This window comes from Parabacteroides caeci, from assembly GCF_023656795.1.
GTDB lineage: Bacteria > Bacteroidota > Bacteroidia > Bacteroidales > Tannerellaceae > Parabacteroides > Parabacteroides segnis.
Genome location: NZ_JAMOKT010000077.1, coordinates 1 through 21,256, shown reverse-complemented (window position 1 = coordinate 21,256; position 21,256 = coordinate 1). Strand labels below are relative to the sequence as shown.

Genomic DNA, 21,256 nt, shown 5'->3' with positions numbered 1-21,256 from the left:
CCTATTCTCTATCCTCCTTGTCTACAAAAATTCGCGTTGCATCGATCTGCATATCGGCGGCATATTCCGCTACCACATCTGCCAAAAACGGCAAGTTCTTATCAATCACCGGATCAAACCATCGGATCGGCGTCCGGTTCCCGGTTCCCATCTTAAAGAAAGAAAGCGGATTCGTCTCCTTTAATTTTCCATGTTTATCAGTCCATCGCGATCCGCCACGAAAACCACCCTGACCACGACCGGCCCCCTTATGTATATAAACTCCTTCACGGGCGAAACTAAAACCAATCCTTTCAGCTTCCCCATTCCGGAAATACACATTCGGTTCAATTGATTCTGATAGCTGTTCATCCTGCTTCACCAACATACGGACATTACTCCGCAATTGTCGGGTTACATCAATACTCCAGGCCTTCACATCATCGTTAAATTGCTTCAACTTCTCTTTGTCCTGCCGTCGTTCGTAACGGGCAACAGCACTGACCGACTCCAGCGATATTTCAAAAGGCAACCCTTCGCGGGCACCTAAAAGGGAGTTTTTCCGTTTAGGTGTCCGCATCTGATCGCTAAGTTTCTTCATCACACCCATATCACACCCACATCGATTCGTTGATAAAATACTGTACCGGCCTTCGGAGATTAAAGCCCAACATCACACCATAGAAGTTTTCCGACATGGGGCCCACGCCGCGCATGGTCATACTGTCGACCTCTAAGAACTGAAGTTCGTTTCGTTCTTCTTCCCGGTCTACCATCATCCGGCAAACGATCTGCATCAGGATTTCTTTACAGTCAGCCTTCGACTTATGTACAGCGTCAATGTTCCCTGTCTCACTCTGTTTGAGTACAGCAATAAAGTACTGAGGGATATTCACCAGATTATCACTATTGATCCACGAAAAATCGGAGTTGTGCCCGTCGATGGCAACAAGCACATAGTCCCGGATGGAAGATATCCGCGCTTCCAGATCGGAGATTTCTTCTACTTCATCGCTTCGTAAAAAGTGACAGTCGGTATCTGTGTGCCTGATCGGAGCCAAGTGCCGGGCTAGAAATTCGGAATATTCAAAATGTTTATACATACAGCATCCGTTAATTTACGGATACAAAAAAAGCCCCCCGAAGGGAGCTTCTAAAGGACATTTATGTAGGTTCAATCTTCCGGAAGGAGTAAACGAAGCAACTCTTCCAATCGCATCGCGGCACGGATGCGTTCTTCTTTCGCATATTGCTCATTCACATCGGCTACAATATCTAGCAAATCAATGGCTTCTTTCTGTGTCATACGGCCTTTCCTCCTTTCGAAACAGTTAAATGTCGAGCACTTACAGAATATTTATTCTCATAATTCGATAATCTATATTGCAATCGCCCTACTTCCTCCCACGCTCTTTCACAACGCTTTGTACATTCAATTAAGGATTTTTCGAGATTTCTGATTTCAACCATAGCTTCTTCCAAATTATTAACCTGGGTCATGCCTGGCCTCCTTTCTTTGCAGAGAAATACACCCAACAAGCCGCGATCACAAGCGGTAAAAAACACATAGAGAGAACAGCCAATAAAGCGGCTGTGTACATCTTTGCTTCATAAACATTTTTACAGGGAGTAACAGCCTTCGGAAAGTAATTATACATACGGGCAATTGATTCCCAGGCTGATGGATTAAATACTTGTACATGCTTCTGGCTTCCAGATACAGGTACGGTTAATGAATTTGTTTTCATATCATGAACTGTTTAGCGATTTAGGCAGAAAACAAGAACGGCTGCCATTTCCCGTGTCGCTAAACAGTCCATGATCTTACCACTCCGAAGAGCAAAAGAAAATGTGGGAAAGGCAACCGCCTTAATATCATATAATAGGGGCATAAAAAAAGCCCGCGAAATGTTCGAGCATTAACCGTGCTCTACGGGATGATTAAGTTCATCGGACTGTTTAGCATTGCAAAGATGGGGAAAGTTTTTGGGATGGCAAAGAAACCACGTATCTTTGTTGAAAATAATTGCGATATGAAATCACTCATAAATTATTTCCGTACCCTCAGAGAGCAACATCTTCGCGAGCGTTGTGTAAAGTATGCCATTAAAGCCCATGAAGGAAAAGAAAAAGGTTTCACCGTTAGTATTTCAGCCCAAGACATTGAATTATATATAAAAGAGGGCCAGACTTTTCAAGAAAGAATGCATCAAAAAGGTTTCTTATCGTACAGCAAACATGAGGATAGTTTCTGATATAACAAAAAAGGCCTGACAAACTGCCAAGCCTTCTCCAAATTGATAATGTCAGTTATCAATGAACGCCCAATTTAAGAGCTGTATCCTTTATCTTATCGAGATAACAAAATGCCTTTATGTATTCTTTTTTTGAGATGGACAAATTTTATGATCTTGATCAACCCATAATATTCGAAGATAATTTTGATTCCGAATACCAAAAATTCTAAGCGTTCCGTCGAGACGCAAAGAAAATAAACTATCTAAATCATCCAGTTTCAATTCTACCAATCTTTCTTGAGCCTCCTCACACAAATCCTTTATATCAATAGAGTGATGTTTTGAACGGCCATTTTTACCCGTTGTTTCCCGCTCTATCTCTTTCCACGTCTTTGTCTCAAAGTCACGCAACTTTGGATATATTTTACTCAAGAAGAAAGCCCTTGATACATCAAGACTTATTTGATGTACAATATCCACTGGTATTTTTCCATTGAAATTATCTTTCAACTTTTTGTAAAAATCAGAAAAAGAAACTGTTTTTTTTTCTGATATTTTATCTAGAGCCTCATATAATGAATTATCACCATAGTTATTCAGCAAAATAAACAACTCTTCTGATACTTGAAAAGTCACATCACCTAAAGCCGATTCCAATCCCCACCTTCCATTGATATCAAATTGACCGATCTGCCAACAAACCAATTGGTCCTGATAACTAAGCAAAACAGATTTAGCCTGTTTTGCTTGTGAACCTGGAGAAGAAGAATATGCTGTTTTGGGTATTTTAGCCATTTATGATAAAGAACTATAATATTCTGCCATTGAATCATTTGTGATTACCGTATTTCCTCTTTCTGTAGGAGCATATCCCCTACGCGCATTTTTCCATGGAGCTTCTGTGTGCGTCAAATCAATAAGCCATTGAGCTGGTTTATCTCCGTAATACTGCAACACACTATCTATCGTATCTATCTGTTCTTCGGATAATTTTTTTTCGTTCCCTATAGTCATATTTTGATACGATACACTATACCATCCTTTGTGAAAATTAAAGAGCTCTCGAACTACCGGACCATTTGCCCATGCTTCTATTTGTTCTGGAAACAAAGACTTCTCATCCCATACCAATGACCATGCCTGACAATAATAAAGTAATTTGTGAAGCTTCATGGTAGAACACTCTTTAATTCGTTTTAAGATGTAAACAGCTACATCATAAACAGAAACACAACCATGATCTATTTTAGAATTTAGAGAATCTTCCTTTGAATATTTCAAAGATTTATAAGGAATACACTTATCTACTCCAATGGAATTTTGTACATCTTTATTCCACCAAGTATCATTCACTTCATGTGCCTTATACGAAATATCACCACGATTTAAGCCATTACTTTCAGCCCCTATCTGTTTCATAGATTAAAAAAAGTGTTCTTATTCAATGAAGCCATATACATCTTTCAATATAGATAAAATATTATCTCGCTTCCGCAGTAAAATATCATCATCTTCTCCCAAAATAGAAGACACCTCTGGTAAAGATCTCAAGTTATAATTATAATTGAAATCAAAAATAACTTCTTGGGTATTTTCATCCCGATGCAAATTCAGATTCAAAAAACAGTTGTCTGACATTTTCACACACCTCATAATGCTTTGCATTTGTAACGGCATTTCTTTTGCAGCCAATAAGCCTATATCTGAAGCCACAAAATTAATGCGATCTCCAACCTCTTCCCCCGAACAATAAAAAGTACTGTTTATCCCAAAAGAAGAAACAGGAGTATGAGGTAACAATCTAACCATTGTTCTAATAATAGAAGTTGCTCGACGAAAAACTGGTTCAATCCTATTAATAACCGACAATTCAAAACGATCCTTTAGTACGCATAAAGACAAATCATTTGTAATAAATTTCAATGAAGCATCCATATTAACAGGAATTTGCATCTGAATATTTTGTTCTCCTGTAAGCAAATAGTTTGCAACCCACTCTTGTGTAAGAATATACTTATTCCATGCTCCTACTATTACAAAATGTGCTATATTTTCTTTTTCTTTCATGGTTACTTCTTTTAGCTATCTTTTTTATAAAACAAATAGATCGGATACAAAGATATTTATATATACTAAATATTCAATAAAATTACAAATAATAATTTCATCACAACCATTAGGATATTTGGATGTAACCTAAAAATGCCGGGCATTTCTGCCATACCTTCTATAAATTAACAATGTCAGTTATTCAATGAACGTCCAATTTTAGAGCAGTATCCTTCTACACCAAGTTCAACCCACCAATACGACGCCCTATATCCTTTAAAGCTATATCTAGCCGTGAAAGTTCTTCTTCCGTAAATTTGCAAACCTTCCCATGTACACAATTCCCGTTAAGTCGTTGATAAAACCATGAAGATGATTTGCCAAAATAATCCTTAGCCAGATTAGAAACAGACAGATATGGCAATACTGGTTCCAATTTCTCCCTGATGGATAGAAGTTCTTTAATTTCATCTAGTTCTTTATGAATCCTATTAAAATCTTCTTGTACTGCCGTTGTCAGTTGTGCTATTTCCTGATCTGTCATATCATTCATCAAGGCAGTCATTTCAACATCAATAGTAGATCGGTCAGCTTCTGGGGTAGACTTCCACTGTTCTTTTAATTCGAAATACCGTTTTACTTTATCCATAACTGTAACTTTATAACATTCATAATAGATAAGGTAACTCCCCCTCTGGCCATGAGGGGGAGAACCTTTCTGGTTAATAATACTTTCCGAGTTCTTTTAGCTCTCGCTCCAATCGCCGAATTTCTTTATCAACCACCGCTTTCATGTACTTACTTTTAGTAGTCAGTTCATGATACTTACGGAGATAGAATAGCAGGTCTTTTTCAACCTCTTCTATCCGGGCCTTTAGCCCATCGTCACTATGCATAGAACGCTTGTCTTACGACATTACAAAGATAACAAAAATATTATCAACAGCAATAGATATGATAATATTTTTCTTATCATGTTGTATTTTTCTCTTTTTATAATAACTAAAACCGCCCCACCTATCACAGGCAGAGCGGCAAAATACTAACCCAATAACTATAATACTAAAGCAAAACTCTATTTGTTCTTCTGTTTCATCTTCTCATCTCGCTCGATCGCCATGTCAAGCGTATAAAGTGCATCGTAAAGCAAACAATGCTTTACCTGCTCTTTCTTTGTTACATCTCCTGAGGCCATTTCATCAACAATACGTTGTTGTATATCGAATATGTCACCTCCCTCGCTATCAGCGGAACCGGGAAACACACGGGAAAATTTCTTTTGAATAAAACGCATACTACCCAGAAAAAACCAAAACATAACGGTTTTTACCGCCGGATCTACCTCTTTAATCAAATCTACCGGGCCATCTTCCGATATAGAAAAATTGCCATCTTTCCAGATCACAGATAAAAAATTATCCAGTGCAGTATTAAAATCATTCTTCATCTGCTGTTGCCAGCTTTGCAACATGATAAACTGTCCATAGCTAACATTCGTTAAACCATCTTCCGGGCCGGTAAGTGTCCGATCTTTCAAAACATAGACAGGGAACGGATTCCGGGTTAAACGGATATCCAGGTCACACCCTTTATCAGTCTCACAAAACAGGAAATCATACACAGCACTTAATACTGTCAGTTGTTCAGGAGTTAGATAAACATTCATGCCAGGAAGAGAAACAGCATAACCATTGCCGGTCGCTCTACGATATGCACGAATACGCCCCCCCAGGCAGAACAGCAACATTTTTAGTTTAGCTTCCTGCACCGTACACCGTTGCGTTAATATGACAGCAAGAAAACAAAGTTGCTCCGCCGTCATTTCGTTCCAATCCCCAGGAACAAAATAGTTTTTTCCTTTAATTGTAATCTTTCTCATAATACAAATATGTGCTTGTCTTTTGAATTAAAATCGAACGTCATCGGTGCCGGTATCCCCAAATCAATAGCATTTGCAACCATAAAATCCGTTATCATTGCTTCCATCGCGATCACCTGTTCAGCATAGAAATTGCCGTTATCTACCGGATCTGCATAAAGCGGATAGATAAACGGATTGAACTCCAGTTGTCCGGCAGCTGTACGCTGAACACGGGTCGTCTGGCTGGTATGCAGTTTCGCCACATTCATGGCCAGCCAGACACGGATATATTCTATAAGCTCCTGCCGTATCGGATCAGTCGGCGTTATCAACTCTTCACGTAACGATTTATCCAATGCCCGGCCGATCCACCGCTGCAACTTCATTTCAAGCGCATCCAGCAACGGCCGAAAGTGTTCAAATGTCAATTGTGAATAATTGATATTTACTTTTCCAAAATCCTGAAACTCTTTTGCAGTGTTCAGATATCTGCCGGTAGCCATTCGGCTATAATACCGGCTATCCTTCCACTCTGGATATTCTTCTAAATGACCGGTCAAATATTCGAGCAACTGATCGAGATTTCTCCACCCACGTTCCTGCATACTTTGTTCCGACCTGGCAATCTTTTGGTCGCTGGCAACAGTCAATTTATCATTGCGTGTTACAGTATGGCCACTGTCACCAATTAACACCCCCAGTTCCGGACTGGCCAGCGATAAAGCTAATGGACCTAATGCACGGGCGACCAAGACGAAAAGCTTTAAATCGCTGGTATTATCCGAGTTACCAGATAACCTTTTAACTAATGCTTCACCCAAATAAGGAAGAATATACTTATCATAAGCATCATCCAGATAGGGGACCATGACCGTAAAAGTAAGCGAAGCATTTACTTTTACAGTCTGTCTCAAATCATCAATCGTCTTTATAAATGGTTGTATCATGGTTTAGACTTTTTCGTTTCCAATACTCTTTTCCGATCCCGTATTTTTATCCAGCGTGGTCAACATGATATTCTTAACCCCGAACTCAATGTTTTTATCCCATCCGTTGATCTCTTTGGCTAAATAAAGCGGCAATAACATCATATCCCGAAGCGGTTTAAACAACACCTGTGCGATGATAAATAACTCACGGGCCTCAGTACCATTTATATTCTTTGACTTGCCGGGTGATGCACCTTTTAGCGACGGATGTACCGCCATAGTGTTGCAAATCACGTTTGTAGCCTCCTCGCTGTCTTCAATGTATTCGCCTCCTTTAATAAACGACTCCAACGGTTTGATAATAATATCATTTTCCTCATATTTATTGATCCGGTCATACTGGAAATGCGAAACAAAACTCTTGCCCGCATTCTCTTCTCCGGAAAGAAAGTCATTCAGGTTTTGCAAAAATTTCTTTTTACAAGCAACTTGTTTATCAGCTTCTGCATCAGTAATACCTTCTGATTTATAGAGTTTCGGCCAAAAACTCATATTGATCGACACATGATATTTCAATACCATCTGGTTCTTCAAAAGGGCTTTCTTAAATTTCGGTATAGCACAACTGAACTCGTACCAATCCAGGAAAATACTCCACCAGTACGGTCGATTGTAATAATATCGACCGGGAACCGGCATATTTAGGCTGACAGTATAACCGCTTTCTCCTTCATCATCCTTCTCACCGGTATCAGGATTAATTGCCAGTCCTGTACGAACTTTCAAATCATAAAGAGGTGATTTTCGATCAAGCAACCGGGTTACTATCACATCATCCGGAGCACTCTGCTCTCCCCATTGCGACGAATAACCGTGATATTCGATACGTTTTGTAACATCATCCTGCTTACTTATCCGACTGAAACACATTTCTCGGTGCCATATCTGTACAACCCGCGGTTTATCGTTTTTTAAACGTTTCCCAAAGGATAAGTGTACAAAAGCATCTCCAAACACGACCAGGTCGGCAGCAACCTCCTGCATGACTCTCATATAATTGCTATCAGACAGGAATTGAAATATTTCCGGAGCGTCGTCAGGTAGCAATTCGTCGATCTTAATCTCTCCTTCGCTTTTCGTTCTGCGAAATACTGTAAGGCCATCGCCGTAGGCCATGTTAGATTTAAACTCAATATTACTTCCCACGATCGTGTTCTCGTGTATTTTCTTCATGATAATAAGCGGTAATTTATTATCATGACCGAACGGAACAAAATCTATTTCTTTCTTGGCTACTGTCGAACCTTTCGCTGGAATTACGGTAGTAGCCGTAAACTTTTTATCTTCCAGAAACCCGACATCTTCCGTCATTACGACAGCGGCACCGGCTCCCTGAAGAAAAGCGGTATTGCCAAACTCATATACATGTTTCCGAGCCATTACGCATATATTTTTTTACCATTAATCCGGATGATCATGCAACGCACAAATTTACGCGGGAACCGTTCTCCTTTTATTCGGATATTCACCGTACTGCCTTTTGCATGTATCGAGCTGAATACAGCCGCTTCATAGTGTTCAATAGAGCCGGGTGAGCCATTGCCCTCCCGACTCTCATTCAACCGCACATACGAGAAAGAAAACATCTTGTAGCGTCCCCGTTCATCCTTCGTTTGCATCACATCCCAGACATCACTTTGTTTTATCCTTTTTTCCATACTTCCACCACAGATAAATTAAACCAGCCACTGCCATCAACACGCCGATCAGCCACCACCAGAGCGGCTGCGTTCCGGCTTTAATATCCAGATCCGTATTCTCTGTTTTCTCATAGCTTGTCTCCCGATCCGTTTTAACCTTACCGTTCGAGTCCTCTTTCGTATTTTCCGATATATCGGACTTTTCATTTTGAGATTCCTGCTCACTACCTTCTGCCCATCCTTCATTTTTAACGGGATAGTTCCCGTTCTGATCGGGGGGCTTACTAAGATCGTAATCCTTCCAGTGTATCCGAAGATTTCTCCACCGGTCGACGACGGTGGTGGTGGCGGTAATCTTCGCATCAGTTCGAGCTGTAAGCCAAACAAGCTCATCTCGTTCCTGCGATCTTTCACTATCGTGTACACCGTCAGAACGACGAACAGCACAACCCAGCAAACAAGCAACCAAAATTCCGGAAATCGTAAATATTCGTACATATTTCATGTTATTACCATCCAAAAGGAAGTTCATAAATACAATACCTCATTCACATTTTCTCCCAACCGGCTTCAATATCAGCCATGTCAATATGCACTCCATTCTCCACATAACACATTGCATCCACTAAAGCACACATGGTTCCTTTATCAGTTAGATCCAGCCCACAACATTCCGGCATCTGCATTTCCTTACAAACTGTACGCACATATGCCGCTGTATCATTCTCATTTCGTGGTGCCCAGCGTTCCACGATATCTTTAACCGTATGCAGATTGTACGAACGCTGATATTTCTGTAACAGTCTCATCATGGCCCGTACACCATCTGACATTGTTTCAAACTCTTCAAAAGCTTGATCTTTCTTATCTGCTTTTGATACTTCGCCTTTCCAGTCGTTACGTTCCGAATTACGGATATTACCCGGATTATTGTTCCGGATTCCCCTGGCTTGTTTTGTCATTTTTATCCTCCTTATCTAAAATATTACTGATGTTCTTACCTAATTTCGATTCTATTTCTCCCCGAAGTTGTAGTTTCAGTAACTTCGGAAACAACATTTTGGGCCAAATAATCAATACACTCCCTAACATACTCCACAGTTCACATGCACAAGCCAGAGCGCACCCTCCTTTTGTTAATAGAGAAGCATCATCGCTAAATATCCGTTCAGTGGCATACACAACCAGCATAAAACCACCATATACGATAACCTTTGCCGGTGTATCTCTCCCACTCTGAGAAAGCAGGAATTTACCTTGTTTTCTGGCCGAAAGCATTCCGAAAGCCATATCCATCAATATAGCCAACCCCATAGCAGCGAAAGCATATTTAACTGGTGCCATGAAGTTCAACAAAAAAGCAACAAAGCTCATCAGCCATCCCCAGGAAGAATTAAGAACTCCCTGAAGCTTCACCAAAATACGCTCCACGATCGGGGCAAATGTTTCTATTATCATCGTGATCAATCTTTTCTGCAAAGATGCCGGGATGTTTGATTGATATAAAGGACAAAGTCCTTTCCCCCAGTGGAGCCGAAGCGAAACTCGAACCCCGCCGCCGCCAGGCGGCGCGACCAAAAAAAAAGCCCTACCCACCCGTCACGGGCGAGCAAAGCCAAGCCGACATAAATATCTTATTTAAGCAGTAAACCTTTTATATTTAAACGGTTTTATCTCATTTACTTCATTCGATTCAAGAGGTGAACTCTCTACCATTTTTCTTTCGTCTATAATTTCATCCGTTTGTGTCTCTTTTTCCAATTCTACAATAAATGGTACAGGTGGAAAAAAAGTAAATGTTACGGCCCATTCTTTATAAATTTCCATAGTAAGACTATTCATCCATGAAATACGACATTTCAAGCCATTCAAACACATATTGATAAGAGTCATTTTACAACAGGTCTCCGATACATCCCCTCCGAGAAATGTTACTTTCCTGTTTTTTTCAGCAGCAGCAAGGAAGAGTCTTCCGCTACCACAACAAGGATCATATACATTTTTCCCTTCTATCGGATTGAGTTCTGCCATCAATTTACAAAGGGATGGGGGAGTAAAAAACTGACCTAATTTTTCGTTATAAAAATGCTCTTCGAAATATTCCCCTAAAACGTCCTTTAGTCCCTGTCCGTCATTATCCATCTCGATCACCAGCGCGGCAAATGCTTCCTTTAAGATTTCAAGTTCATCACGACTATACGACTTTATTGTCTTAAAATATAAATCCTCTTGCTTTCCCATTGACAAACAACAAATAGCGATAGTCAGGAAGTCATTAAATACCTGACTCCGCCCATATCGGGCGGAGAGGCTGTCTATATAATCTGAAAATTTATCCATGCTTAGGTATTAAATCAAATGTTTCAATAAGATCATCAACCGCCTTATTTCTTCGGCTGAATAAAGAAACGACATTTGTATCTGTATCTTTAGTTATAACTATTTTGTTTTCAGTCACTTCTACATTTACATAATCGCCAACACAAAAACCGTACTTTGTCAAATAATCACCTTTCAAATTAATACCTGCAATGTATGTTTTTTTATACGGCAAACCGCATACTTTTAATAACTTAGTTAACATCTTGCCCTCCTTTCTGTGCTTCTTCAACCTGTAAATCAGAAAATAAATAAGCAACAGGAAAAAATTCATACGCTGTTTCTTCCGTGGGTTCTATGTTAGCTTCAATTGCTTCACCTGGCTTTGTCACACTTTTCTTTTTCGACCAAAGAATAAACGCTTTAGAACCTTTTTTTATGTTGTAACCGTCTTTTTTCCACTGTGCGAATGTTTTGAATATGGTTGCTCCACTTTCTTTTCTATACCAATCCGCAATAATATCGTTTATCCGGATAGATGACCAGTACAAAAATTGTTGTTCTGTTTCTGCATGTCTTAATTGCTCCTCACGATAGGCACGCGCTTTAATAGATAATTCGATAAGTGCAGCTCTACGCACATCTATTTGTTTATTAAGATTAGTTTTCATAATTTTGTCGGACTTTAAAAAGTGAATAAAAGATTACTTTTCCCCCCTAGAGTGCTGTAACATTCTAGGGGGTTTTTATTAACAGGCATATAGGTTACGGATCTCTTTTTCTGTCTCTTCAATCGCCTTTGCAAAATCTTTCATCCAAATATCAATAACCTCTTTGATACATTTCGGATTCGAACTTTCAAAAGATTGCCCTTTTGCGTCCACTATTTGAATTTGCGCATTTTGGTTATCGTGTGAAATGGCAAATAAATCTAACGATTTGCGCTTTCCTGTCAATTCTTGATACTTTTCTTTCAATGCTGCGAGTTTGTCGGTCTTTTCCATCAAGGCGGAAAAATCGACTTTACTAGGTTGCTGTTCTGTAACCGTTACCGCTGGAGGGATGGAGAGGTTAAGAGCGGTTTGTTCTGTTTTTACAGTTTCATTTTTTGAAACTGTCATTGCTGCGTTACCTTGTACGCCTGTTGTCTGTGCGCTTGCTGCGCTTTTTGCTGTTGTAGCCATAATAATATAACTTTAAAATGTGAATAAATACAGGGTGATTGCTGTAACAATCTTATTCCCTTTTGATTACAATACAAATATACAACTATTTGATTTACTGCACAATAGCCAACATCTCAGCAAAAGCGTTTAATATACAAATGGATATTAAACAGGTCAAAAGCAACTATTTAAGCTGTGTTTTTGACACAAAATATTTTTTTTGGTCTTTAAGATCAAAAAAAGAGAAACAATCTACCTTAGAGCCTGTATTCAAGTCGATATTGACAACAAATGCGTACATTTGTTAAATAAATACAAATACAGGCAATTTCTCTCGGTATTCTCACAAGAAAAAAGTCAATTTATTGACTTTTAAAAGGAAAGGGGGTATGGGAAAACGTAGTTTTCTCATTGCCTGGCAACAGACCACGCGACGCCCTCCAAAAAAAATGCGGCAGCAGATTCGATTTTTCGCCTTATCTGCTGCCGCCCTCAAACGGATCGCGCATGAAATGCGCCTACCGATTTAATGTAAAAAGATGATGCCACCACTTGCAACCGCAAGATCCGGCATAAAGAAGTTTGCACCAACAAAAGCCGTGTCCCATGCGTCAGTGACGTGTGTCTTGTATTCGTCCGGTGCATCAGGACTATCTTCGGTGGCTTCCGGGCTCTTATCTTTTTCAAAGCCGTTCTTACCAACCTTAACGGCTGTCTGTTCCATTGCCAATTTTAAAAACTCGTTGTGGTACATATTGAATACAGGATAGAGTAGATCCGGATCATTCTTTAATGCACGGTCTATCTGTTCATGTCGCCAGTCATGGCGGCTGGTCTGACCTATATAAACATCTGTCACATCCCATCTATATTCATTCAGCACACGAATGATAGTGTCTTTGTAGGACTCAGCATTATTACCGGTAGTCCAGACAAATGTATGGTCATAGAAGAATATAATATCACGCTTGATTTTGTATTTATAATACTCACATACCTGGCGCACCAACTCTTCCAGTTTTGCAGGTGTCTTAACAAAAAAGCTCTTCAGCGTTCGCAGCTGGCGACCTTGCACCTGACACACACAAGCGGTATTGATAGCGGAGTTACTATCGAAGGCGATAATAAGCGGGGCATCCATGTCGAGATCACCATCGGCCAGGCAACCGGCTGTTTGTAGCTTATTCCAGTCCGCTCCCATACTCCCCATATAGCGCGTGTCACCCGGCGTATAGAAGTGGTGTTCTCCCAATCCAGAATAAAAGCCATTTGCCACACGAAAAAGACGCTCATTCATAAAGGCTGTACGCCAAACCAATGTTGGAGAGTCACGATACATTTGCCAGATATAGTCTTTACCTACAACCTCCATATTATCGAATATATCGTATTCTCCATAATACACAGTATATTCACGTGTCTTTCCTTTGGTTTGCTTTACTGGCGGCTGATATCTCCTTGCAAGCATCAAGTCACGTCGTAATTCTTTATACTTACGTCTTGTATATTCATTCTGCTCCGGAAGGCATTCTGTGAGTTTCATTTCTCGGTATAGATTTCGGATCAGGTTGATATGATCCGGATTCATTTCGTTTATCTTATCCAATATCCAGCGACCAGATTTCACAGTCGGCATATCAGTACTATACATTACAGAGTGATGCCAGGGACAATGACCATAATCTTGCACATTACCACGATTGGCCGGAGTGACCTCTGTTTTGATTTTGTCATAATCTAAAAACTTAGCTTCTGGCCCTATAACCCAATCAAGCGACATGGAGTTAGCTGACATTCCCTGACTAAAAGAAAGAACAACCATGACTGTTCCATTCCAAAAATGTATACAGTTTCCCCATGCATCACGGAGTGGTGATCGTTTTGGTTTACCAAAATTGACTGATTGAGGAGCTTTACGACCTACAAAAAAGTGTACACCTTCGACATATCCCCATTCCGCTAAAGCGTGAATGATAGCAGGTAAGGTATTGCCCCACGCTTTAGCATAAGACGGGGATATCAACGCTCCAGTACTGCCAGGCATAGCCCAAACATTTCGGAGTATAAATCGCGCATCCAGTCCCTCTGATTTACCTGTACCGCGTGAACATACCCAATACTCATCATGAGCAGCAATAGCCATTCCCATGCGTTGCATACGGTTAAAGAACTTCTGTTGTATGTCCTGCCCTTTCCTGACAAAAGCTTCAGTCATTAGTACCATCGGTTATCGGTTCTACATCAATTATATCACGATCATTTTTAAATAGGGCCCGGAATGCTTTACGTTCTTCCTCCAGGTTCGGGATAGGTTTAAATTCATCACCTAATAAGGTAACATCATCTGAAGGTTCAAACACTGGCGGCTGCCAGCCGGTACGATCAATTTCATCATCTTCTTTATCAGCCCTGGTATATTTGCCAATCTTGTCTGCATTGGCGGCTATGCCCTTCGGATCTTTTGCATCTTTGGCTATTTTAATACCTTCTTTTGCCGACTCAATAATTATATGACGATACCAGTTTTTACTAGCAAGTTGTATATTACCGACAAGTCGTTTAATTGCTGCAACATCCCGATAAGCAGTAGCCGGCGAAACAGGATAACAAGAACCACCACACCCGCCGGTCAGAAATGTTACCAGATCTTTATCCTGAGTAACCGGATCTTCCAATAACTTTGACACACACAGCATCCAGCGTTCCTTTTGCTGCATCTCTCGATCGGAAAGAAATTGAGCTGCATCTTCCCGACCTTTGAACAAGACCATTTCAATCTTATCGTATGATGTAAGTTCCTTTGCCATTATTCTTTTGATAATTGTTCAAGTATATACTTGTCTGCGAGTGGTTCGGCTGCAGGTGAACCCGCCTTTGCCAATTTAACAACCGTTTTACGCAATTCATATTTTGTCTTCAGTTTACCTTTTTGATAAGCTGAATAAATAGGAGATAACTTATGTGTTTTGCATATTTCACAAAACAAACCGCGCTGATCAGCCGGGATATTAATTAAAATTGCAATCTCCGAAGGCGGTAACAGCGCGGCCGACATTTCTTCCAGTTCCTTTAATTGTTCTACTGTGAGTTCCATTCAAATGGTATCGAATCTTCGTTAAACACCTGATTAAATTGTGATTCAAAAAATGAGAATAATCTCGGATCGGAAAACAAAAAACCCGCTTCGTAACGAACAGGTTGATTTGCATTTGCACTACCTACTATTCCTATACGGTAACGTTCATTACTAATCAACAAAACTTTTGCATGGCAGGAAGCAAGGCGAATGTCGGTTGTTATTCCGGCAGCAAAAAGCAACATTTCAAGCTTATGCCTTTTCACATTCATATCTAGGATCATCCGTAAATCTGTGATATTCCCTTTTTCAACCTCAAAAAACATAGGTCGAAGTGCATCTTCTGAAACATTAAACGTCTCCATCATCACGCTGGCCGGACCTGTACGAGAAAGGAGAACAGTCAATGCCTCATGTATTGCCCATTCTCCTTTATGATGAAAACCCTTCACCCCTAAATCTAATCCAGTTGTGAGCAGTTCTTCAAAAGCCTTAGTACTCATTACTTCATGCCTTCCAATTCAGCCAGTTCCTTCTGATACGCATTCAAACGCTGTTCAGCTTTTTGTTTTAGGTTCATTTTACCATTCTTATCGTGATTGGCAATAGAAACTTCCGTACGCCGAATATTTTCTTTCAGCCGTTCAATACGATTCGCAATCTGCATTCCCTTTAGAACCGGATCGGTCGGTAGGTCTTCCGTTCGCATTTCCTGAAGTTTTAACGCAACATGTTTACCTTCTGCCCAGGCATCAATCTGATCCCACAAACCGGCACGCTCTATCCAAAGATCATGCACTTGATTGGCAATAGGTGCCCGTTGTTCCGGAGTAAGTGATTCATTTTGCATCTCAGTAAAAAGAGAAGCATAAAGCGGGGTAATATAGCGAACACGATCAAAGATCAAACGAATATTATCCGGCAAGGATGTATAAGTTACAATCTTTGCACCCGGACGAAGTACGGCCAAACGATCCTGCAACTCTTGTAGTTCCTCTTGTGCTTCTTCCAAATCGGATTCTAAAGCGGCTATTTCTTCCGATTTATCCTCGTTATCATCTTCCAAAGCAGTGATTTTGTCCTGAAGGGCAAACAACTCTGTTTCTTTTACCAGTATTTCCTTCAGCACTTTGTCGCCTAGAACTTCATTCGCCTTTGCATCAGCTGCTTTCGCAACAGCAACAGCCGTGGCCATCGTTTTTGCAGCTACTTCAACCGCCATCATTTGTGGTCTAGCTCCTGCCATGCGGGTAATGGATGTCAGTTTATTAACCAGTACTGTGTAATGGTTATCAAACTGAGGTGCGTCGGCAACTTCACTAAAAAACGAAAGGTATTTACTTTTCATTTCTTCCGGAGCTAAAGAACGGAAGAGAGCCACACCATCAGCATATCTACGCTGACGGTTGGCTAACCAGTTTTGTAAGGTTATCTTTTCCATTAAGAACCGGGATTTTCTGGAGCTGAAGCCACTCCGGTAAACAATTCGGAAAGGTCGATAGGCGTTCCCATCACAACCATTGGCGCAACACTGTCGGCCTCGAAGGTGAAAGACCAGCCTCGTTTATCGGCAGGAGCTTTACCCCCATCGAAAGAAGCAGTAACCATGCAAGGATAACCCTCCTGGCCAATCAACTGCTGATGTTCATCATTTTCAATAAGCAGATAGCCTGGAGTATTGCAAATCTGACGGGCAAAAGCGGCCGCTTCGATTTTTGTACCCGGATGGAAAAATTCACCGTTTATTTTGTAACTCTTACAGTCCGTTTCTCCCTGTACTTCTGCTTTATAACCCACCGTGGCACGGGTTGCATAGATAGGTGTAGGTTTATCACCACTCTTTACGAAAGTAAAAGCTCCCTCTGCCGTTACAAAATCAGCCAAATCTTTAGGAACCTTCGGTAAAGCAGGTACTTTTGTTACACTGCTTTCAGGTATAAAGGCAATACGCCCTTTATATCCACCCATATTATCAGATCCAGCTGGCCAAAGTACCGGGCCAAATACTGCGGCACACATCACTCCGTTAGTTGATATGTCAGGAATTATACAGATGGCGCATACCAATGCGACCAAGAACAACAACACTAGATTTTTATTGATATTTTTCATTGTATATGTATATTATGTAAAACAAACGAAAGGGCACGAATGCCCTTCCTTGTTAGTTATCAGGACTTGGTATAAATACCAGACGCAGTAAAGTCTTTACCTTCAGTAACTGTCACACTACCGTTTTCAGGTTTTGTATAGCCTGCCACCTCTTTATAGTAGATGGTATGTGTACCATCCGGAACGCCAAGTAAAGTATCATTACTCTTCATCCATTCACCGTTCTCTCCCAGTTTCCATCCGGCACCAGCTTCAACTGCTTCTGCTGATGTAATGGTAACAGTTACAGCAGCACCGGTTACATAATCACCTGCTAAGTCTACTCCCTCATTGGTAAATTCATTTACCTGGAATACTTTTTGATGAATATCCTGGAAACGGGTACCATAACCAGCCTGAAGCCAGAACTGAAGTTCGTTCGGATCTTCGAAAATATCACGGATCTGAACAAACCGGGTTGCCTTTTGTGTATTTACACCAAAATCCATCATACCCGGACGAATCAGTATTAAAGCATGGCCTGTACCATAAGCCTCATGTGTAATGGGTTGCAAACCTGGGAACTTTGCATCATCCTTAACAGCCTTCCAGAAATCTTCAGTTGATGGACGGGCAAAAGCATTGACCTTCTGACGGTATGCTTCTTTACAAATCATTTCGATCTGATCGGAGTAATAAAGTATTGCACTGCGTTTCAGGAACGGATGTGCTGCACGAAGGAAGTTAACAAGGCGATCATAATCATTCACACCATCACCACCTGCGAAAACACCAGTGCGTACCAGGTTGCGATTAGCCATATTAATATCATTCGTCGTCTTGAAATGATCAATCCACGGGAAGAAACCGGTAAATGATGTCATCGGACTGAATACATTATCATTACGTTCAGCGAAAAAAGCAGAGAAAGTCACATCTTCAGAATGACTGATAATGTGGCTATCTACTACAAACTTTTCCATCGGATGTTTTTTCGTCGTGTGATCTACACGTTGTCCGGCGTTAGAAAGAATTTTCTTTTCTGAGTAGTTCAGAATATTATCTTTCAGACGGGCAACTGTCAGTTCCGGTTTGATGGACATTTCAACAATCTTACCGATCTCATTCGGATAATTAATTTCCGCACCTGCTTTGTATGGGCCTGTATGTCCGGCTTTGCGGCGGGCGTTCGTAATTACATCCTCGTTCTCTATTTCAATCACGTTCAGCTTCATCTCTGCCGCGAACTTCTGAAACGTGAAATACGGCAACGTACGAAGTACGCCGTCATAATCAATAGCATAACGTTTCAGCTTTTCAATATCTAACAATCCTTGTTTTGCCATGTCTGTTACTTATGTGTAAAAAATCCTGTTTCCTGCGCTTTAGCCATGATAGCAAGCGTATCTCCGTCGTGCTTTTCCGCAAAGTCTTTGATGTCCTCTGCTCCAGCTCCCGGTTCATTGTTAACCTTAGCTTCCGATTGTTTTGTAACCGGTGTCCCCTTTAGTTCTGCCAGATCAGATTGAAGCTGTTCAACCTGCTGGTTCTTCTGTTTCAATTCATTCTGTGCAATAGCCAGTTGTTCCTGCAACCCGGCATCCGCACTGCCTTTCTCAAATGCTTCAAGCAATACTTCAACTGTGACTTCTTCCACTTTCATTTCCGGAGCATCCCCCAGAACCTGATTGAGAAGCTTGTTCCAGTTATCAGCAGCCTGTTTCATTGCGTTATACGCATCATCTTTCAACCACTTCATAAATTACTATGTATTAAAATAATTAAGTACATTTTCAAAAGTATCTATCTCATCAATCATCCCCAGGCTGATCGCTTCAGGAGCAAAAAACATCTTACCGGTAGCCCAGGTGCTCTGATCTTCGTCAATCACTCCAGCACGCGCATTCGCAATACTGGAGATAAAATTCTCGTTGTAGGTATCACACACCTTTTTGAGAGGAGCTGTATCGCCCTGTATTGCTTTGTAAAATTCTTGATTTTTGTCAGTCGATTTGGTTGCATACACTTCAACCAGTTTGACACCCATATTTTCCAATCGCTTACTAGCATCCACAATCGTCATGTAAGTACCAACAGATCCGATTCGGCAAACAGTCGAATTTGCTACCACCCGATCACATGAGGCAGCAATACCATAGGCGGCAGATGCTACAAAATCGTTACAAAAAGCAACTACCGGCTTGTTTCGCTGGCTGATCGCTTCCTGCAATATCCGGCACCCCATACCTTCACCACCGCCCGAATCAATGTTCAAAACGATGGCCTTGATATTATCCTCGGCATAACAACGCGCCAACAGATTCGCTTTGGTTAACATACCCGAAGGCCCACAATCCTGATCGTATTTGGTGATTGCACCATTAATACTTATGATGGCTACTGAGTTCTTCGGGGCATCCTCCGGAGCACTCCATCCACCATAATCACTGATTTGGTAAGCTCCGTTCTTAACGGCAGCAAACTGTACAGAGTTATCACCAGTGCGTTCTTCTTCCTGAAGAGCGTTACGCGGATGGCCGGTAAGAGCAATCGGAGTAGTGAGATAAGATGTAACAAGGGGAAGATAGTTTGCAGCGAAGGTTTCTTCGACAAACCAAACTCCCCCTAAAATATTGTGCAGATAAAGCATATCACTGTTTTTTGTGCAATGATATACCTATATATATAAGGTATAAAGGACTTGTTAGCTCAAAAGTAGTTGTGGCGAAAGCTGTTTTCCCGTTACTGTTAATTTATACCCAGAAAATCCCCCCGGACTAGATGGGTGTAAAATTTCAAACCGGCATCTGAGAGGAAAGCGCGGGGAACCGAGTACAAAAATGTCCCCATTATAATTTTGATACTTCATTACAGCAGTCAACCGATTCAATCGTTTACAATATTCAATACCATCATTATCCAGATTCTGCTTTGGAATCTGGATTGTTACAGTAATATTATAGAGCATACCTGATTCGGAATCCTGCGGATCAACCTTCACAGTCGCTCCATAACGTCCCGGTTTAATCTGCATCCAATCATTTCCGGACTTTAAAATAACAGAAGCAGATAGCTCTGTTTCAACTACTCTTTCCACTTTCGTAGAGAAAATAAACCAGGCATTTGAAATGCCACCCATATTATCAGCCATAACAAACTATAATTAATTGATAATCAATCATTAGCAATTTTTGTCAACATTTTGTCACCAAAGTGGACAAATCAATGCATTTGGTCGGAGTAAAATACAGATAGATTTAACATCTATTATACGATCGTTTCTTACTATCCCTTCGTACCTTCTTCCGCCACCGATAATAATTCTTAAGCAGGGCATCCTCAGAAATCTCCGTAATATCATAAATTCGCATAAAACGAAAAATACTTTCAGCATACTCAACTCCTTCGATGTGTTTCTTAGCATCTGCATAATCATGTATCTCTGCAAAAAACATCACTTCAACCTTACGTTCAAATATTCTCTGAGATCGTTCGCTCAAATAATTATAATAGGCAGGATCTTTACCACACCTCCGGTCTGGCAAAGCAATTTCAAACGTACCACAATCCAAAGGGCATTCCTCCGGCCGTCGTGACATCAAATCAAATAGCACATGGTACAAATCTAAGTGATCGGGTAAAACAATAGCCCCATCACGACAACCGTTGAATTTTCCACGAAGATACTGTTCCAAGTGTTTTTTTATGTTTATCTTTATAGTTACCATCATTACTGTCCCGTAAAAGTGGATAAATAGTTCTTTGAAATAATTGAAATATAGTCTATTAGATACTACTTTTTAGGCGCGACGATTTGAAATCATACCTTTGAGGTCAATTAAGGTGACC

General features: G+C 40.7%; 33 protein-coding genes. 2 read left to right on the top strand and 31 right to left on the bottom strand.

Features of this window, described 5'->3' with window-relative positions; translation table 11 throughout:
* Position 1: 1 nt before the first annotated feature.
* From NBH15_RS25510 to NBH15_RS25500, 4 genes are all read right to left on the bottom strand, one after another.
* On the bottom strand, positions 2 to 580 hold the full coding sequence (locus tag NBH15_RS25510) for a hypothetical protein (RefSeq protein ID WP_229061057.1): 579 nt from the start codon (positions 578 to 580) through the stop codon (positions 2 to 4).
* A 10-nt stretch (positions 581 to 590) separates the two neighbouring features.
* Positions 591 to 1,082, bottom strand: coding sequence for a hypothetical protein (locus NBH15_RS25505; protein ID WP_010802260.1), 492 nt, complete (start codon positions 1,080 to 1,082; stop codon positions 591 to 593).
* Between the two features lie 71 nt (positions 1,083 to 1,153).
* Positions 1,154 to 1,285 (bottom strand): hypothetical protein, encoded by a 132-nt coding sequence (locus NBH15_RS29255; RefSeq protein ID WP_284706491.1) that lies wholly within the window; start codon positions 1,283 to 1,285, stop codon positions 1,154 to 1,156.
* 190 nt (positions 1,286 to 1,475) lie between these two features.
* Positions 1,476 to 1,727, bottom strand: a complete 252-nt coding sequence (locus NBH15_RS25500; RefSeq protein ID WP_250823894.1) for a hypothetical protein — start codon at positions 1,725 to 1,727, stop codon at positions 1,476 to 1,478.
* A gap of 189 nt (positions 1,728 to 1,916) precedes the next feature.
* On the opposite strand from NBH15_RS25500, the gene NBH15_RS25495 reads away from it, so the two are divergent.
* On the top strand, positions 1,917 to 2,234 hold the full coding sequence (locus NBH15_RS25495; protein ID WP_250823893.1) for a hypothetical protein: 318 nt from the start codon (positions 1,917 to 1,919) through the stop codon (positions 2,232 to 2,234).
* 117 nt (positions 2,235 to 2,351) lie between these two features.
* On the opposite strand, the gene NBH15_RS25490 is transcribed toward NBH15_RS25495, so the two are convergent.
* From NBH15_RS25490 to NBH15_RS25415, 16 genes are all read right to left on the bottom strand, one after another.
* Positions 2,352 to 3,011, bottom strand: a complete 660-nt coding sequence (locus tag NBH15_RS25490; protein ID WP_250823892.1) for a UU032 domain-containing protein — start codon at positions 3,009 to 3,011, stop codon at positions 2,352 to 2,354.
* Complete coding sequence (locus tag NBH15_RS25485) at positions 3,012 to 3,635, bottom strand: Panacea domain-containing protein (protein WP_250823891.1); 624 nt, start codon at positions 3,633 to 3,635, stop codon at positions 3,012 to 3,014.
* An 18-nt stretch (positions 3,636 to 3,653) separates the two neighbouring features.
* The gene (locus NBH15_RS25480) at positions 3,654 to 4,283 is read right to left on the bottom strand and encodes a hypothetical protein (protein WP_250823890.1); all 630 of its coding nucleotides are present in this window, start codon (positions 4,281 to 4,283) and stop codon (positions 3,654 to 3,656) included.
* Positions 4,284 to 4,500: 217 nt separating this feature from the next.
* Positions 4,501 to 4,914, bottom strand: coding sequence for a DUF5053 domain-containing protein (locus tag NBH15_RS25475; RefSeq protein WP_250823889.1), 414 nt, complete (start codon positions 4,912 to 4,914; stop codon positions 4,501 to 4,503).
* 73 nt (positions 4,915 to 4,987) lie between these two features.
* Complete coding sequence (locus tag NBH15_RS25470) at positions 4,988 to 5,161, bottom strand: hypothetical protein (RefSeq protein ID WP_250823888.1); 174 nt, start codon at positions 5,159 to 5,161, stop codon at positions 4,988 to 4,990.
* Between the two features lie 179 nt (positions 5,162 to 5,340).
* On the bottom strand, positions 5,341 to 6,144 hold the full coding sequence (locus NBH15_RS25465) for a hypothetical protein (RefSeq protein WP_250823887.1): 804 nt from the start codon (positions 6,142 to 6,144) through the stop codon (positions 5,341 to 5,343).
* A complete protein-coding gene (locus tag NBH15_RS25460; RefSeq protein WP_250823886.1) occupies positions 6,141 to 7,073 on the bottom strand; it encodes a DUF6712 family protein in 933 nt (310 codons plus the stop codon). Before NBH15_RS25460 ends, NBH15_RS25465 begins: the two co-directional genes overlap by 4 nt.
* 3 nt (positions 7,074 to 7,076) lie before the next feature.
* A complete protein-coding gene (locus NBH15_RS25455; RefSeq protein ID WP_007654374.1) occupies positions 7,077 to 8,495 on the bottom strand; it encodes a hypothetical protein in 1,419 nt (472 codons plus the stop codon).
* Positions 8,495 to 8,773, bottom strand: a complete 279-nt coding sequence (locus NBH15_RS25450) for a hypothetical protein (protein WP_010802246.1) — start codon at positions 8,771 to 8,773, stop codon at positions 8,495 to 8,497. Before NBH15_RS25450 ends, NBH15_RS25455 begins: the two co-directional genes overlap by 1 nt.
* Entirely contained in the window at positions 8,748 to 9,260 is a 513-nt protein-coding gene (locus NBH15_RS25445) for a hypothetical protein (protein WP_250823885.1), read from the bottom strand. The genes NBH15_RS25450 and NBH15_RS25445 overlap by 26 nt, the downstream gene beginning before the upstream one ends.
* A gap of 43 nt (positions 9,261 to 9,303) precedes the next feature.
* Positions 9,304 to 9,717: a hypothetical protein gene (locus tag NBH15_RS25440; protein WP_195437365.1), complete on the bottom strand. Its 414-nt coding sequence runs from the start codon at positions 9,715 to 9,717 to the stop codon at positions 9,304 to 9,306.
* Positions 9,683 to 10,213 (bottom strand): phage holin family protein, encoded by a 531-nt coding sequence (locus NBH15_RS25435; RefSeq protein WP_195437364.1) that lies wholly within the window; start codon positions 10,211 to 10,213, stop codon positions 9,683 to 9,685. The genes NBH15_RS25440 and NBH15_RS25435 overlap by 35 nt, the downstream gene beginning before the upstream one ends.
* Before the next feature lie 180 nt (positions 10,214 to 10,393).
* On the bottom strand, positions 10,394 to 11,095 hold the full coding sequence (locus NBH15_RS25430; RefSeq protein WP_195437363.1) for an N-6 DNA methylase: 702 nt from the start codon (positions 11,093 to 11,095) through the stop codon (positions 10,394 to 10,396).
* Complete coding sequence (locus tag NBH15_RS25425) at positions 11,088 to 11,339, bottom strand: SymE family type I addiction module toxin (RefSeq protein ID WP_250823884.1); 252 nt, start codon at positions 11,337 to 11,339, stop codon at positions 11,088 to 11,090. Before NBH15_RS25425 ends, NBH15_RS25430 begins: the two co-directional genes overlap by 8 nt.
* Complete coding sequence (locus tag NBH15_RS25420; protein WP_250823883.1) at positions 11,329 to 11,745, bottom strand: ArdC-like ssDNA-binding domain-containing protein; 417 nt, start codon at positions 11,743 to 11,745, stop codon at positions 11,329 to 11,331. Before NBH15_RS25420 ends, NBH15_RS25425 begins: the two co-directional genes overlap by 11 nt.
* A 78-nt stretch (positions 11,746 to 11,823) precedes the next feature.
* Entirely contained in the window at positions 11,824 to 12,258 is a 435-nt protein-coding gene (locus tag NBH15_RS25415; RefSeq protein WP_250823882.1) for a hypothetical protein, read from the bottom strand.
* Positions 12,259 to 12,629: 371 nt separating this feature from the next.
* Between NBH15_RS25415 and NBH15_RS25410 the strand changes: the two genes are divergently transcribed.
* Positions 12,630 to 12,770 (top strand): hypothetical protein, encoded by a 141-nt coding sequence (locus NBH15_RS25410; protein ID WP_250823881.1) that lies wholly within the window; start codon positions 12,630 to 12,632, stop codon positions 12,768 to 12,770.
* Here the strand turns inward: NBH15_RS25410 and NBH15_RS25405 are convergent.
* The 11 genes from NBH15_RS25405 to NBH15_RS25355 all read right to left on the bottom strand — a co-directional run bounded on the left by NBH15_RS25405 (position 12,767) and on the right by NBH15_RS25355 (position 21,102).
* Positions 12,767 to 14,464: a hypothetical protein gene (locus tag NBH15_RS25405; RefSeq protein WP_250823880.1), complete on the bottom strand. Its 1,698-nt coding sequence runs from the start codon at positions 14,462 to 14,464 to the stop codon at positions 12,767 to 12,769. The genes NBH15_RS25410 and NBH15_RS25405 overlap by 4 nt on opposite strands.
* Positions 14,448 to 15,047 carry a hypothetical protein gene (locus NBH15_RS25400; protein WP_007654387.1) on the bottom strand — a complete coding sequence of 200 codons (600 nt, stop codon included), beginning with the start codon at positions 15,045 to 15,047 and terminating at the stop codon, positions 14,448 to 14,450. The genes NBH15_RS25405 and NBH15_RS25400 overlap by 17 nt, the downstream gene beginning before the upstream one ends.
* Entirely contained in the window at positions 15,047 to 15,334 is a 288-nt protein-coding gene (locus NBH15_RS25395; RefSeq protein WP_195437358.1) for a hypothetical protein, read from the bottom strand. The genes NBH15_RS25400 and NBH15_RS25395 overlap by 1 nt, the downstream gene beginning before the upstream one ends.
* A complete protein-coding gene (locus NBH15_RS25390) occupies positions 15,319 to 15,819 on the bottom strand; it encodes a phospholipase D-like domain-containing protein (protein ID WP_250823879.1) in 501 nt (166 codons plus the stop codon). The genes NBH15_RS25395 and NBH15_RS25390 overlap by 16 nt, the downstream gene beginning before the upstream one ends.
* Positions 15,819 to 16,757: a hypothetical protein gene (locus NBH15_RS25385; protein ID WP_250823878.1), complete on the bottom strand. Its 939-nt coding sequence runs from the start codon at positions 16,755 to 16,757 to the stop codon at positions 15,819 to 15,821. Before NBH15_RS25385 ends, NBH15_RS25390 begins: the two co-directional genes overlap by 1 nt.
* Entirely contained in the window at positions 16,757 to 17,428 is a 672-nt protein-coding gene (locus NBH15_RS25380; RefSeq protein WP_195437355.1) for a hypothetical protein, read from the bottom strand. The genes NBH15_RS25385 and NBH15_RS25380 overlap by 1 nt, the downstream gene beginning before the upstream one ends.
* Before the next feature lie 59 nt (positions 17,429 to 17,487).
* Positions 17,488 to 18,753 carry a hypothetical protein gene (locus NBH15_RS25375; protein ID WP_250823877.1) on the bottom strand — a complete coding sequence of 422 codons (1,266 nt, stop codon included), beginning with the start codon at positions 18,751 to 18,753 and terminating at the stop codon, positions 17,488 to 17,490.
* Between the two features lie 5 nt (positions 18,754 to 18,758).
* A complete protein-coding gene (locus NBH15_RS25370; protein WP_195437353.1) occupies positions 18,759 to 19,166 on the bottom strand; it encodes a peptidase S49 in 408 nt (135 codons plus the stop codon).
* A gap of 6 nt (positions 19,167 to 19,172) precedes the next feature.
* Complete coding sequence (locus tag NBH15_RS25365; protein WP_195437352.1) at positions 19,173 to 20,057, bottom strand: S49 family peptidase; 885 nt, start codon at positions 20,055 to 20,057, stop codon at positions 19,173 to 19,175.
* A gap of 54 nt (positions 20,058 to 20,111) precedes the next feature.
* Positions 20,112 to 20,558 carry a hypothetical protein gene (locus NBH15_RS25360; RefSeq protein ID WP_010802233.1) on the bottom strand — a complete coding sequence of 149 codons (447 nt, stop codon included), beginning with the start codon at positions 20,556 to 20,558 and terminating at the stop codon, positions 20,112 to 20,114.
* Between the two features lie 106 nt (positions 20,559 to 20,664).
* Positions 20,665 to 21,102 carry a hypothetical protein gene (locus NBH15_RS25355; protein WP_232312482.1) on the bottom strand — a complete coding sequence of 146 codons (438 nt, stop codon included), beginning with the start codon at positions 21,100 to 21,102 and terminating at the stop codon, positions 20,665 to 20,667.
* Positions 21,103 to 21,256 lie beyond the last annotated feature (154 nt).